Annotated in this window: 15 protein-coding genes and 1 pseudogene; 13 read left to right on the forward strand and 3 right to left on the reverse strand. The window is 63.3% G+C overall.

Going from position 1 to position 13,443, the window contains the following annotated elements; all coding sequences use genetic code 11:
• Window positions 1-42 precede the first annotated feature (42 nt).
• Both AC6IY7_RS15755 and AC6IY7_RS15760 read left to right on the forward strand, forming a co-directional pair.
• The gene (locus tag AC6IY7_RS15755) at window positions 43-390 is read left to right on the forward strand and encodes a hypothetical protein (RefSeq protein WP_497780355.1); all 348 of its coding nucleotides are present in this window, start codon (window positions 43-45) and stop codon (window positions 388-390) included.
• A gap of 67 nt (window positions 391-457) precedes the next feature.
• Window positions 458-1,051 carry a hypothetical protein gene (locus AC6IY7_RS15760; RefSeq protein ID WP_497780356.1) on the forward strand — a complete coding sequence of 198 codons (594 nt, stop codon included), beginning with the start codon at window positions 458-460 and terminating at the stop codon, window positions 1,049-1,051.
• A gap of 147 nt (window positions 1,052-1,198) precedes the next feature.
• On the opposite strand, the pseudogene AC6IY7_RS15765 reads toward AC6IY7_RS15760, so the two are convergent.
• A pseudogene (locus AC6IY7_RS15765) lies at window positions 1,199-2,383 on the reverse strand (IS3 family transposase).
• Window positions 2,384-2,417: 34 nt separating this feature from the next.
• On the opposite strand from AC6IY7_RS15765, the gene AC6IY7_RS15770 reads away from it, so the two are divergent.
• The 5 genes from AC6IY7_RS15770 (at window position 2,418) to AC6IY7_RS15790 (ending at window position 5,827) form a co-directional block, all read left to right on the forward strand.
• A complete protein-coding gene (locus AC6IY7_RS15770) occupies window positions 2,418-3,005 on the forward strand; it encodes a prephenate dehydrogenase/arogenate dehydrogenase family protein (RefSeq protein WP_497780357.1) in 588 nt (195 codons plus the stop codon).
• Window positions 3,006-3,285: 280 nt separating this feature from the next.
• Window positions 3,286-3,546, forward strand: coding sequence for a hypothetical protein (locus tag AC6IY7_RS15775; protein WP_497780358.1), 261 nt, complete (start codon window positions 3,286-3,288; stop codon window positions 3,544-3,546).
• A 131-nt stretch (window positions 3,547-3,677) separates the two neighbouring features.
• Window positions 3,678-4,211, forward strand: coding sequence for a DUF3047 domain-containing protein (locus AC6IY7_RS15780; RefSeq protein ID WP_497780359.1), 534 nt, complete (start codon window positions 3,678-3,680; stop codon window positions 4,209-4,211).
• A 34-nt stretch (window positions 4,212-4,245) separates the two neighbouring features.
• Window positions 4,246-4,812 carry an isochorismatase family protein gene (locus tag AC6IY7_RS15785; RefSeq protein ID WP_497780360.1) on the forward strand — a complete coding sequence of 189 codons (567 nt, stop codon included), beginning with the start codon at window positions 4,246-4,248 and terminating at the stop codon, window positions 4,810-4,812.
• The gene (locus AC6IY7_RS15790; RefSeq protein WP_497780361.1) at window positions 4,784-5,827 is read left to right on the forward strand and encodes a GlxA family transcriptional regulator; all 1,044 of its coding nucleotides are present in this window, start codon (window positions 4,784-4,786) and stop codon (window positions 5,825-5,827) included. Before AC6IY7_RS15785 ends, AC6IY7_RS15790 begins: the two co-directional genes overlap by 29 nt.
• Window positions 5,828-6,146: 319 nt before the next feature.
• On the opposite strand, the gene AC6IY7_RS15795 is transcribed toward AC6IY7_RS15790, so the two are convergent.
• Window positions 6,147-6,419, reverse strand: coding sequence for a hypothetical protein (locus AC6IY7_RS15795; RefSeq protein ID WP_497780362.1), 273 nt, complete (start codon window positions 6,417-6,419; stop codon window positions 6,147-6,149).
• A gap of 76 nt (window positions 6,420-6,495) precedes the next feature.
• Between AC6IY7_RS15795 and AC6IY7_RS15800 the strand changes: the two genes are divergently transcribed.
• The 6 genes from AC6IY7_RS15800 (at window position 6,496) to AC6IY7_RS15825 (ending at window position 11,897) form a co-directional block, all read left to right on the forward strand.
• Window positions 6,496-6,894, forward strand: a complete 399-nt coding sequence (locus AC6IY7_RS15800; RefSeq protein WP_497780363.1) for a helix-turn-helix domain-containing protein — start codon at window positions 6,496-6,498, stop codon at window positions 6,892-6,894.
• 534 nt (window positions 6,895-7,428) lie between these two features.
• The gene (locus AC6IY7_RS15805) at window positions 7,429-7,860 is read left to right on the forward strand and encodes a hypothetical protein (RefSeq protein WP_497780364.1); all 432 of its coding nucleotides are present in this window, start codon (window positions 7,429-7,431) and stop codon (window positions 7,858-7,860) included.
• A gap of 45 nt (window positions 7,861-7,905) precedes the next feature.
• The gene (locus AC6IY7_RS15810; protein ID WP_497780365.1) at window positions 7,906-9,738 is read left to right on the forward strand and encodes a DUF885 domain-containing protein; all 1,833 of its coding nucleotides are present in this window, start codon (window positions 7,906-7,908) and stop codon (window positions 9,736-9,738) included.
• 46 nt (window positions 9,739-9,784) lie between these two features.
• Window positions 9,785-9,946, forward strand: a complete 162-nt coding sequence (locus AC6IY7_RS15815; RefSeq protein ID WP_497780366.1) for a hypothetical protein — start codon at window positions 9,785-9,787, stop codon at window positions 9,944-9,946.
• A 290-nt stretch (window positions 9,947-10,236) separates the two neighbouring features.
• The gene (locus AC6IY7_RS15820; RefSeq protein WP_497780367.1) at window positions 10,237-11,163 is read left to right on the forward strand and encodes an MBL fold metallo-hydrolase; all 927 of its coding nucleotides are present in this window, start codon (window positions 10,237-10,239) and stop codon (window positions 11,161-11,163) included.
• 209 nt (window positions 11,164-11,372) lie between these two features.
• On the forward strand, window positions 11,373-11,897 hold the full coding sequence (locus AC6IY7_RS15825; protein ID WP_497780368.1) for a hypothetical protein: 525 nt from the start codon (window positions 11,373-11,375) through the stop codon (window positions 11,895-11,897).
• A 95-nt stretch (window positions 11,898-11,992) separates the two neighbouring features.
• Here AC6IY7_RS15825 and AC6IY7_RS15830 read toward each other — a convergent pair whose 3' ends face one another.
• On the reverse strand, window positions 11,993-13,441 hold the full coding sequence (locus AC6IY7_RS15830) for a DUF1501 domain-containing protein (RefSeq protein ID WP_497780369.1): 1,449 nt from the start codon (window positions 13,439-13,441) through the stop codon (window positions 11,993-11,995).
• Window positions 13,442-13,443: the final 2 nt, after the last annotated feature.

Here is a 13,443-nt window from a genome sequence, read left to right on the forward strand (position 1 = left end):
TCGAAGGGACGAAACATGAGATGTCTCGGTATCGCTATTCTGATGATGCCGCTCGTCGCGCCGTGTCATGCGAACGATGTCGCGACGCCGAACGGAGAAATTATCATCGGCGGCGCAGCGCCGCCGATGGCTGAAGCTCGAACCTGCGTCGACGTTCAAATCGGCGGCGACCTGGCTTTCGGCTGCCTCAATCGACGGCTGAGGCGCGACGTCGAGCGCGTCCGCCCGATCATCGAGGCTCCTCCCGTAGACGCTCGATCGTCCGACCTGAAGACCGGCGTCGTCAACCTGCCGGCCATACGCCAGCAGTACGGGCGGAACTTTGGAATTTCGGCCGTCCCTTATCGCGAGCCGACGGTCAACGCCGGATCGCCGATCTTGCGACGTTGAAGTCGCCGTGCTCGCATGGATGCGGGACGCGATCTAGGCGGGGGCAATCTGAAGGGTAGAGTTGGTCATGTTGGAAAATTTTGCGCAATTTCAGAAGATAGAAGATGGCGACAACAAAGTGCGCCATCTTTCGAACCCGCGCGCGTCCGGCCGCGAGCTCGCAGGCTTCTTGCCGTTGGTCAGCATAATCATCACTAATTACAATTATGGCCGCTTTGCTGAACTCTGCGGCGTCCATAGCGCGGCGCCCTTCAAGGCTTTCAGAGCCGAGTATTTCGCCTGGCGCGCGGTCGTGGATCGTCTGATCGGCGATGTCGACGAGCTCGCGGAGCGCCTCGGCACGGATCGCTATGTCGGCGCGCTCGTTTGCCTGCAAAAATCCTATGTGGACCATCCAGACTTTCAGCAGTTCGAGAGCCTCGTGCGATATATCGAAACGCGACTAGAGACGCGGGCGGATTCAATTCGCGCCTGCCTCGGACCGGAAGCGTTTGTACACTTATCGACGAGCGTCAAACGCGTCCGCAAGCGGCGAGTCCAGGTGAAAAGACGCGCGCCGCGACCCTGGATACGACCTTTGGCGGAGCTTTTCTTGACGATGGGGCGCTCGATGAGCCTCGTGGCGCTGACGAAGTTCGGCGATCGACTCTGGCATTGCTGAGAGTCGATCCGTATCGTCGGCCGGCTCCGTCGCAAATTTTTAATGGTTATGATCACCGGCAACAGAGCAGCCGGAATAGCGCAGTGATCGCCGCGTAAGCTGTGTCATTCATTACACGCTCGTCGCGCATGACCTGCCCCCGAAGTTTCATCCAGCGGCGAGTTGAGTCCCGGCGGTTGATACGCCCGCGGGCGTGGGGTGAGCAACAGGCGATCGGCGGAGCTGGTCCGGGTTGCGCAGCCGATCGCCTGTTGCGGTGAGCGCGGCCGCATAGTCCGCCGGTGTCGCATAGCCGAGGGAAGAGTGCGGGCGCCGGTGGTTATAATCGTGAATCCAAGAGCGGATCTTCTCTCTCGCGTGGTCGAGGCCGAAGAACAGCGTCTCGTTGAGCAGCTCGTCCCGCATGCGGCCGTTGAAGCTCTCACAGAAGCCGTTCTGCATCGGCTGCCCGGCATGATGAAATGCCACTCCACCTTGTTCTCCTCCGACCAGGACAGGACGGCGTTCGAGGTGAACTCCGTCCCATTGTCGGAAACGATCATGCCGGGCTTGCCGCGCCTTTCGATCAGCGCGGACAGCTCGCGCGCCACCCGCTTGCCGGAGATCGACGTGTCCGGGATCGCCGCCAGGCATTCACGCGTTACGTCGTCGACGATGTTCAGGATGCGGAATCGTCGGCCGCTGGCGAGCTGGTCGTGCACGAAGTCGAGAGACCATCGGGCATTCGGCTTCGCCTCGACGAGAATCGGCGCCCGTGTTCCCATGGCGCGGCGGCGCGCGCGGCGCTTCCTTACCGTCAGCCCTTCCTCGCGGTAGAGCCGATAGATGCGGTTCTTGCCCGAGCGCTCGCCCTGCTGCCGGAGCAAGATGAACAGCCGCCGATAGCCGAAGCGCCGCCGCGCATTGGCGAGATCGCGCAGCTCGGCTCGAAGCTCGGCGTCGGCCGGGCGTGTCGACGTGTAGCGCGCCGTCTTGCGATCGATCGCGACGATCCGGCAGGCCCGACGTTCCGACAGGCCCATGACGGCCTGAAGGTGCGCGACGGCTTCGCGCTCGAGGCGGGCCCTACCATTTTTTTGCCAGGAGCTCGCGAAGCGCCGCCGCATCGAGCATCTGATCGGCCAAGAGTTTCTTCAGACGGGCATTTTCCTCCTCCAGCGCCTTCAGCCGCTTGGCCTCGGAAACGTCCATCCCGCCGAATTTGGCCTTCCAATTGTAGAGCGTCGTCTCCGAAACCGCGTATTTGCGCGCGAGGTCCGCCGCCTTCGCGCCGGCTTCCTGCTCCCGCAAAATCCCGATGATCTGCTCTTCCGTGAACCGTTTCTTCTTCATCGTGTCCGTCCTGCAATCGGTCGGACTCTAATCGATGCTGGTGGGATTTTTCAGGGGCACGTCAGTGGACGTCTGCTCCGTCAAGGGGGAAGCGGTAAGGATCATGTTGGATGCGCTCGCGAACCACGATGAGATCATCGCCACGCATCCGCTGTTCGGCCCGCAGAGCATGCGCGACGGAACACGTGGTCTGAAGATCGCCGTGTGCCCGATACGCGGAAGATCCGTCTATCGATTTGCAGCCTTCCTCAAACGTGCTTTTGGTCTTCGCGTGATCATCACGACTCCGGAAGATCACGATCGTGAGGTCGCGGTGGTACAGGGGCTCACGCATTTTCTCGCGAAAGCGATAACCCGGATGGAGCCCCTTCCGACGTGCCTCACGACCAGAAGCTATGAGCTTCTCTTGGAAGCGGTGAATATGGTGAGATCCGATGCGCCCGAGGTATTCGACACCATAGAACGCGTGAACGAATTTACATCGGCCGTCCGCGCGCGTTTTCTTGACGTAGCGTCGGATTTGGACGCGCAGCTGTCGCTCCCGGCCGAGGGGGCCGATCTGGTCGGAAGTCTCGAAAGCCCCGCCTATATTGGAGCTGCAGCCGATGGCGTCGGCGCATGAGCCGTTCTGGACGGCGGGGATCGATCGAGATTTGTTTCATCGGCTCCGCAGGGACGAAGAAATCGAAGCGCGCCCTTTGCTCTGCTGCGTGAGGCGTTCATGAGACTCCGTTTACCGACGGTCGATTTTTCCGTCGGCCGGGACTCGCCCGAGCCGCTGGATGTGGCGGCAAGATTTTTCGAACTTCTTTCCGAAGGCGCGCCGAAACTTATGGGCGAAATGGGCCGTATCGAAGAAGCTCGATTCGTGCGCCGCGGTTGTGACGGATTCTCCTTCGCCGATGCGGCGGCAGGCGCGCGACACGATCACTTTCACGGCGGTGAACGCCGGCTCGCTGCAGCTTCGACATTGGAACGGCCTGTGGCAGGACGAGCGTGGCGCCTATGTCGGCGGCTCGTCGCCGACCGATCCCGACGCTGGCGGGGTCATACGCGTCGCGCTCATTCGTTGGAGCCCGGGCGGCGTTCCCGCGCAGGAACTCCGGCGCCTCGCGGAGCGGGCCGATGCGCCCGCCTGGGCGGCGGCGGAGCTCGCCCGCTAGAGAGAGGTTGTCGGGCCGCTCGCTCCCACCGGATGGCGCATTCTCGGCTTTGCGGAAATGTTCCGCGAGCTGCGCGACGGCGCGGGGGACCGCAGCCGCGGAATGAGCTGCATACGGGCAACGACATAGCGGTGCTGCAAAAGGAGGTCGCGAAGGAGTTCACGCCGGGGACGACGCTGCGATGGAAGTGGAAGCTCGACAGGCTGCCTTCGCGGAGCGCGGAAAACGCCGTCTTCACCCATGACTACATCAGCATAGCGGTGAAGTTCGACAACGGCCAGGACCTCACCTACTTCTGGAGTTCCAGCCTGCCGGTCGGCGCGAGCTTTCGCTGTCCGTTTCCCACCTGGGCGACCCGCGAGACGCATCTCGTGGCACGCTCCGGGAGCGGCGATCTCGGCGAATGGCTCGCGGAGTCGCGCGACGTCTCCGAAAACTATCGCAAGGCGGTCGGCGGCGAGCCGCCGAAGAGGATCACGCAGATCTGGCTCATCGGGACCAATGTGATGGGGCGAAGCGAAGGATTGGGAGAGTTCGGCGAGATCGCGATCGGCTCCGACAAGGAGATCGTTTCGGTCTATCGAGCCGCAACTCGAAGGCAGCGTGGCGCGAATTGTCCGCTTCGTGTCCAGATAGGGTCTTTCGCTTTGGATCATAGAGCGTAAGATGTTCTCAATTCAACGAATTGGGAGGATCGAAATGTCCGCTTCGGACACGGCGCTCGTCGTCGTCGACGCTCAGGAATCCTTTCGTCGGCGTCCCTATTGGCGGGACGACGATGCGCGGCCTTTCGTCGGCCGTCTCCAAGCATTGATCGACGGAGCGAAAGCCGCCGCGATCCCGATCGTCCAGGTCTTCCATGTCGCCGATTCCGGACCATTCGCAGAGAACTCCGGCTTCGTGAGGACGCTGGAGCCGCTCGCTATTGCGCCGGATGCGATCTTCCGCAAGCGAAGGCACAGCGCCCTCGTCGGCAGCGGGCTCGACGTCTGGCTAATCGAGAACGGCGTGCGCCGCCTCATCGTCTCCGGCATTCGCACGGAACAATGCTGCGAGACGACGACGCGCCACGCCTCGGACCTCGGCTATGCGGTCGATTTTGTCGGCGAGGCGACGTTGACCTTTCCGATGACCGACGCCGCTGGACGCGAATGGAGCTCCGCTGAAATCCGGGCGCGCACGGAACTGGTGCTGGCGGGACGTTTCGCGCGCATCGCGTCGGTCGAGGAGGCTCTGCTTGGGCGCCCGGAAGCGATCGCGGTCTAGCGACCGCCCGAGGACGAAGGACATCGACGTCTTCGTCGTCGCGCCGCCGCGCCTGTTGCTGCTCGACGTCGCGGGGCCGATCGAGGTTTTGCGCAAGGCGAATCTCGAACAGGATGCGGTCCGCTTTAGGGTTGTTTATGTCGGTCCCGCGCCGAGCGTCGGCAGCTCTATCGGCCTCGAGATCGCCGGCGTGGCGCCGCTGCCGGATCGTCTGCCGGATGGCGCGCTGGTCGTCGTTCCCGGCAGCGTCGAGGAGCCGCTCGCGGGTGCGGGCGGAGGCCGCGACGAGGACGCCGTTCACGAGTCGGCGATCGTCGATTGGCTCACGTGCACGGTGCGGCCTGGGGTTCGTCTCGTGTCGATCTGCTCGGGCGCGCTGCTCGCCGCGCGCGCCGGCCTGCTCGACGGCCATGACTGCACGACTCATCACGCCTGCGTCGCCGAGCTCGCGCGCCTCGCGTCTGCGGCGCGCGTCCGCGAGAATCGCCTCTATGTCGAGGACGGCGAGCGCTTCACTAGCGCCGGCGTGACGGCGGGCGTCGACCTCATGCTCCACATCGTCGCGCAAATGGCCGGACATGCGACAGCGCTCGCCGTGGCGCGCCATCTCGTCGTCTATCTGCGGCGCGGCGGCGACGACCCGCAGCTCTCGCCCTGGCTCGAAGGCCGCAATCACATCCACCCCGTCATTCACCGAGCTCAGGACGTCATCGCCGCCGATCCTTCGCGCGTGTGGTCGGTCGAACAGCTAGCGCGCGCATCAGCGACGAGCCCGCGTAACCTCTCCCGCCTATTCAACGCGCATGCGGGCATGAGCGTCACCGATTATGTGAGCCGCATGCGCGTCGCGCTGGCGCGGGAGCTCTTGACCAACTCGCGTCTCGACATGGAGACGATCGCCGAACGCGCTGGCTTCGCTTCGGCTCGCCAGTTACGTCGCGCCTGGGGGCGTCATCACAACCTCCCGCCGAGCCGCATGCGCGAAGCGGAGAGGACCACCGAAGGGGCGCAATGAGAACGCCCAGGACTGCTCGACAGATCGCCCCCCGGCGCCAGGCGCCGAATGACAGTGCACGACGGGTCGGTCGGGCCAGGAGCAACCGTGTCCGGGGCAACGAAACCATCGTCTCGAAGATGCATCCGAGTGGTTCGCCGATCCCGAACGTTTCTCGGTCGAGCTACACCTTGTGCTAACGCGCGGCGGTTTCGCGCTGTGACCAGGCCAAGCCACCTTCGGCTCGATCGGCGAAGCCCAGCGTCGACAAAGAGTCGGGCGCCTCTTACGAGGCGTCATAGCTGCACGCGCCGAAGCGCTCGAACGCGGCGGCAGCGCGCTACTTTCTGCCAGTTAGCGCAACCGCTTTTCCCGCCCCCGCGCGAGGCGGCACGAAACAAAAGTTGCGTCCGCCGAGCGATCCTTCGTATGGCGCGTCGCGGGCACGACGCAGCAATCTGAATTGAACATTAGTGTTTGGCACCGCCAGCTTCAGAGCTGCTTCGTCGCTCGAGATGACTTCGACTTCGAGCGCTTCGCCGGGACGGTCCACGTCGACCAGAATTATTCGTTCACCCACAACAAATTCTCCTCCAAACAAGCTGTCGAACATCAATGCCTCGGGCCATCCTGTTCGTGGCTGAGTAATCGAGAAAGGCCGTTGCCGGGAGCGCTATCGCTCCCTGGGGATGGGCGATGCATTTTTGCAATCGGCGCTGGTCGACGGCTCGGGGTCAGAATGGCAGGAAGGAATGATAGTCGATTTTGGACTAGTCGGAAAGAGACTTTATTTCCTGGGTTGCCTTTCACAACCGGAGCAGCCCGGCATGGGCCGCTCGGTCCACAGCAAAGCCTACAAGGATCTTCTGGCCGTGATGATCGCGGCGCGAGAGCGCGCCGGGCTCACCCAGGCCGAACTCGCCGAACGAATCGGGCAGACGCAATCCTTCGTTTCGAAATGCGAGCGTGGCGAACGTCGTCTGGATGTCGTCGAATTTGTCGAACTCGTGAGAGCGATGGGTTTGGATCCGAGCGCAATTTTTGCTCAATTCGTCGGACAGGTTTTCGGTGCGGCAGGTGATAGGTAGAGTCTAGCTGCTTTCCGATCTCTTCCTCCGACAGGTCGGCGAGCCGGTCTCCGTCATCCGGGAGAAACCGGTCGGGGGATGGCCGGTGTCTGCTGGTCGAAGGACAGGTCGTCGGCTTCGTCGTCAATCACTCGACTGAGTTTTCCGGGAATCCCGAGAGTTTCCGCGTGGCGCAATGCACAGGAAAGCGGGGCCGTCTATGTCGCCCCCAATCCCTTCACCTACGCGACGCGTAGCGACGGGCGAGGTCCCAGATGGTAGTCCGCGGGATGGCGTCGACTTGCCTTCGACATTCGTGATGACGATCGCGGCGATCGCCAGCACAGAGGCTGCCACGGCGGCGATATTCAGCCAAGGAATCCGTATTCTCGCCGACTTCACGCCGCTGACGGGCTCGACATTAATATACAATGTTAGTAGACTAAATCTCCGTGGTCCTGTCAATCGGGGCCGGCCCGGCGAAATATGTTCGATTAAAAGAGCGATCGGCCGATTCCGCGCGCGGGTGCGGCCGTCCGCCAGAGGACCACGGCGATGGCCTTATCCGACGACGCTTCCATCGAACGGCTCGCCGTGCGCATCCTCGATCGAAGCCTGCCGAAAGAGCAATGGACCCATGCCGGCCATTTTGCTTTGGCGCTCTGGCTTCTGCGGTACAGGCCCGAGCTGGCGACGCCCATCGAAATCCGCGAGCTCATAACGCTCTATAACGAGGCGACGAACACGGCCAATACGGATGCCGGCGGCTACCATCATACGATCACGCTCGCTTCGATGCGCGCCGCTGCGAACCATTTGAATGATCATGACGCCGACGCGCCGCTTCACGCGGCGCTTCGATCTCTCATGGCGTCTCCGCTCGGCAATCCCGACTGGCTGTTATCGTATTGGCGTCGCGACACGCTGTTCGGCGTCTCCGCCCGGCGAGCCTGGGTCGAGCCCGACCTCGCGCCACTGCCATTCTGACCGTGACGCAACCGTCTTCCTTTTCATTTGATCGAGGGTTTTCAAATGCTCCACCGCCGTGATCTTCTCGCTGGCGCGGCCGCCGCCGCGACAGCGCGCGCGCTGCCCGCCTTCGGCGACACATCCGCAACCGCAGGGTCGCGAGCGAACGCGATCCTTCGCGATCTCTTCGAGAAGCTCGCGCAGCAGCGCCTGCGGCGAGATCCGACGCTGGTCACGAGTCTCGGCCTCGACAAAGGCGAGCTCGCCGCCGCCAAGGGAAAGCTCGGAGAGCGGTCTCCGGCCTCCGTCGCGCGCGACGCCGCCGAGGCCGCGCGCGCTCTCGAGGAGTTGCGTCGCATCGACCGCTCCGCTCTCTCGGGCGTGGACGCGGTCGGCTATGACACGCTTCTCTTCACCCTCGATATTCGCGCCGAGGCCGACCGTAACTTCGATTACGGGGGCGGCGGCGCCGGCGAGCCCTATGTGCTCAGCCAATTGAGCGGCTCCTATCGCTGGGTCCCGGATTTTCTGGACAAGAAGCATCGCATCGACACGGTCGAGGATGCCGAATTCTATCTCGCGCGCCTCGAGGCTTTCGCCGTTCTACTCGACGAGGAGCTGGAGCTCTCGAAGCACGACGTCGGCGCCGGCGTGATCCCGCCGGATTTCGTCATCGAGAAAGCGCTGACGCAGCTGACGACGCTTCTACGCACGCCGGCGGAAAAGTCGACGCTCGTGCGCTCGCTAGCGCGCCGCGCCGCCGAAAAGTCCCTTATCGGCGAATGGGAGAGCCGCGCCGAGGCGGTCTATGGGCGCCGCATTCTTCCGGCGCTCGAGCGGCAGGCGAATTATATTCGAGAGCTGCTGCCGCGCGCCGTCCATACGGCAGGCGTCGCGCGGCTTCCCGAGGGCGAGGCGTTCTACCGCCTGTCCTTGAAGGACAATACGACGTCGACTCTCGCGCCGGAGGAAATCCACCGGACCGGACTGGATCTCGTCGCGCGATTGTCTTCGGAGATCGCGGCTCTGCTCGACGCCCAGGGTGTTCCCGGGGGGCCGGTCGGCCGCAGGCTCGCGGCGCTGCGTGCGGACCCGCAATTCCTCTATGAGAACACGGACGCCGGCAAGGAGCGGCTGATCGGCGATCTCAATCGCAAGGTCGTGGTCGTGCAGGGAAAGCTCTCCAATTATTTCGGCGCGCTGCCCAAAGCGCCCGTCGAAATCCGCCGCGTGCCGAAGGAGATCGAGCTCGCGACGCCGAGCGGCTACTACGAGCCGGGATCGCTCGACGGCGCCCGTCCCGGCGCCTATTACATCAATCTGCGCGACACGGCCGAGCACGCCCGTTGGAGGCTGCCGACGCTGACCTTCCACGAATCGATCCCGGGACATCATTTGCAGATCACGCTGGCCAATGAAGTCTCGGACTTGCCGCTGCTGCGCAAGATCATCTGGTTCTCGAGCTATGGCGAAGGCTGGGCGCTCTATTCCGAGCAGCTCGCCGTCGAAATGGGCCTCTATGACGATGATCCGCTCGGTCATGTCGGACAATTGCAGGCGGCGCTGTTCCGCGCTGTCCGGCTCGTCGTCGACACGGGACTGCATACCAAAGGCTGGAGCCGCGAGCAGGCGATCGACTATTTCGTGGAGACGCTCGGCGACACGCCGAGCGTCGCGGCCACCGAGGTCGAGCGATACTGCGTCTGGCCCGGCCAGGCTTGCAGCTATATGGTCGGCAAGCTCACTTGGCTGCGTCTGCGCGACGAGGCGCGCCGCGCGCTCGGGCCGACTTTCGACCTGCGTAAATTTCACGACGCGGGCCTCTTGTCCGGCGCCATGCCGCTCGCCGTGCTGGAGCGCGTGATCGGCGACTATGCGCGTAGCGGCAAGATATGAGCGTCAGTGTCCGCGCCGCGTGGCCTCGCGACAATCCGCAAACGCCATGCCCGCTGGTGCCGCCGCCTCCGAGGCGCGCGCCAAAGCCGACCAGCAATCCGGCGAGCATCGTCGCGCCAGGGCCTATGTCGAAGACCGGCGTCGGCGCCGCGCCGAAGACGCGCAGAAGCGCGGCGGCGACGGCCCGAGGATGAATGCGATCCGCTAGGAGACATCGCCCGCTTTCGGCGGCCACAAGCCGGCGACGATCCCGCTCACGCCCGCTATGCGTCCCAGCAAGAGAAAATCGCGAGGCCCGCTGCGAGTCCGACCGCCGCTCCGCCCAGCGTCGCGCTCGCGGGGACGACATTCGTCCAATCGATCTGCGTCGACGCTCCTTCTTTCTCCCGCAATCTCCGCCGCGAGAAAAATCCACCCCAGCAAAAAGCCGCTTGCCCGCGCTATGTTCGCCGATATATATCTATCTTACTAGTATATTAGTGAGCTAATGGAGCCGCCATGCGCAAGATCGCCCGCACATCTCTCGTCCTCGCGGCGAGCGTTTTCGCTTTCGCGACCCTGGCGCAGCAGCGCCCCGATTTCAGCAAGGTCGAGATCAAAACGACGCCGCTCGCCGATAATTTTCATGTGCTGGAAGGTCAGGGCGGCGCGATCAGCGTGCTGAGCGGCCCGGAGGGCGTCCTGCTCGTCGACTCCCAATTCGCGCCGCTCACCGACAAGATCGTCGAGGCGATCAAAAAGATCTCCGACAAGCCGATCCGTTTCCTCGTCAACACCCATGTGCATGGCGACCATGTCGGCGGCAATGAGAATCTCGCCAAGCTCGGCGCGCTGATCTTCGCGCGCGATCAGCTGCGCGCGCGTCTGCTCAATCCCAATCCCGCGCCGGATGGAGCGCCCGGCAAGCCCGCCGCCGCACAGGCGCTGCCGGTCGTGACCTATGACAATCAGGTCACCATCCATCTCAATGGCGAGCATGTGCGCCTCATCCCGATCCGCAACGCGCATACGGATGGCGATACGCTGGTCTATTTCCCCGAGCACGACATTCTCGCGGTCGGCGACTATTTTCGCAGCACGGGCTATCCGGTCGTCGATCTCAACAATGGCGGCACACTCGCCGGCATCATCGACGGCCTCGGCGCCACCATCGGCCGCGCGGGCCCCAACACCAAGGTCGTTCCCGGCCATGGCGCGATCGTCGACCGCAATGCGCTCATCGCCCAGCGTGATCTGATCGTCGCGGTGCGCGACAAGGTGGCGGCGCTCATCGATCAGGGCAAGACGCTGGAGGAAACGATCGCGGCCAAGCCGACGGCCGAATTCGACGCCAAAGTGCCGCAGGCGGAACAGACCTCCGAGCGTTTCGTCAAATGGCTCTACGCCGAGGTGAAGGCCGCCAAGACCAAGACGGCGGCGCGTTGACGGCGAATTCGCTGCCGAAAAGACAAGTGTGAACGGAGTGGATTCAGCCTGACGATTCTCGCTCGGCTCACGTGCGGGCGAGATCGTCATCCGCTGCCGGGATAACGAGCCGGTCGCAGTAGCGGTCGCTGGCGCGCCAGCGACCGCTACTGCATTGTCCGATTTATGGGCGAGGGCATGGCCTTGGTCCTGCTGTCGGAAGCACTGCGATGACAGGGCTCGCCGACATCATCGCCGACAAGTCTCTCGATTCGATCCTTCGAGAAGACGCGCGACGTCGCCGTCCTCCTGCCGCGTGGCAAAAAACGCGGCGATCCCATCGCTCGTCGGCCGCACATTTCCTGCGCAAGTCATATGTCAGAAAAGCCCGCGCGGCCGATGTCACCGACGGCGCCTATTCTTCGCAAGCAGCGGAAGCCGGCTCCCGATCCATGGGCCGAGCCGAATTCGAAGCGGAGCGCCGCTCGACCTGCAGCGCCGAACGGTCAGAAGCAGAAGCGGGTGAGAATTTCGACGCCCGAGGAAATCGCAAAGACGAAAAAAAGACGGCGGAGACACGTGAACAGAAGCGTGGGCCTCGGCGGCGCGGGCAGAGGCGGACATCGCCATTAGCAACTCCGCTGGAATTTCTTCCCGCAACGAATATTGATAAATCCAAACCGGCTTGTCGCTCTCCCCGAACCAGGATGGGCGCTCATGCCGATCCGCAAAATCCGGGCGCAATGATCGCATAAGCAAAACGCCGCCGGCCGCATCGCGGGCCGCCGGCGTTCCGAAAAGTTTCGAGGCGCCGATTCGACTTCGGACAGGCGCCTCGATTTTGGCTTTCTCAGGCGAGAATATCTACGACGGACTTGCCGTAGACGACTGTCGGACGCTCGGCGCGGCCTGCGCGCAGATAGACCGTTTTCAAATGATCGAGGCCGAGCAGCTGAAGCACGGTGGCGTGAAGATCATAGGTGTCGACTGGATTTTCGACCGTCTTGAGGCCGATCTCGTCGGTCGCGCCATAAGTGAGGCCATGCTTGAGACCGCCGCCGGCGAGCCATTGCGTGTAGCCCCAGGGATTATGATCACGGCCGTCGCCGCTCTGGCCGTAAGAGGTGCGGCCGAACTCCGACGTCCACACGACGAGCGTCTCGTCCAGCAATCCGCGCGCTGCGAGATCGGCGAGAAGGCCGGCGATCGGCTTGTCGATCGCGCGCGTATTGGCGCCGTGGTTCTCCTCGAGCTTCCGATGCGCGTCCCAATTCTTATTGTCGTCATTGATGCCGTCGACCGGACCAGAGACGACCTGAATGAAGCGCACGCCGCGCTCCACCAGACGGCGCGCGCGCAGCAGCACGGTGCCGTAGTCCTTGGTTGCATCATTGTCGAGACCATAGAGCGCCTTGGTGGCTGCCGTCTCTTTGGAGAGATCGACGGCTTCGGGAGCCGAAGATTCCATACGATAGGCGAGCTCATAAGAACGCGTGCGCGCTTGCAGCTCGGTGTCCGACGGCTGCTCGCCGGATTTGTGCTCGTTGAGCTTGCGCAGCAGATCGAGATTGTCGCGCTGCTGAGCGGCTGCGATGAGTTCCGGCTTGTCGAGATTGAGAATCGGCGACGCGCCGGGACGGAAGGCGGCGCCCTGATAGATCGCCGGCAGGAAGCCGGAGCTCCAATTCACGGAGCCGCCGCGTGGCTCGCGCTTGCCGCTGTAGAGCACGACATAGGGCGGCAGATCCGGATTGGCCGAACCCAGCGCATAAGTGATCCACGAGCCGAGCGACGGACGGCCGGGCGTCAAATCGCCGGTATTGAGCTTGAGGATCGATATGTCATGCGTCGCGCCGACAGTGACGCTCGATTTGATGAAAGTGATCTTGTCGGCGTGTTCGGCGAGATTGGGCAGAAGGTCGGAGAACCAAGCGCCGCTCTGGCCATATTGCTTCCATGTGCGCTTGGAGGCGAAGAGCTTGCCGGCGCCGCCCGAGGTCGTGACCTGGAGACCTTTGAGAAACGACTCGGGAACCTCCTGGCCGGCGAGACGCACGAGCTCTGGCTTATAATCATAGAGATCGAGCGTGCTCGGCGCGCCGTCCATATGCAGCCATATGACCGATTTCACCTTCGGCGCGAAATGCGGTTCCTTCTTGGCGAGCGGATCGACTAAGGTCGCCGCCGCTTGCGCGAGCGGAACCGAAAATACGCCGCCGCCCGGCATGAAGCCGTTCAGCGCCACTCCGCCGAGGCCAAATCCTGCGTTGAAAAGCCATTCTCGACGCGTCTTGCTCATGA

The sequence above is a fragment of the Methylosinus sp. is20ea genome, assembly GCF_059718135.1.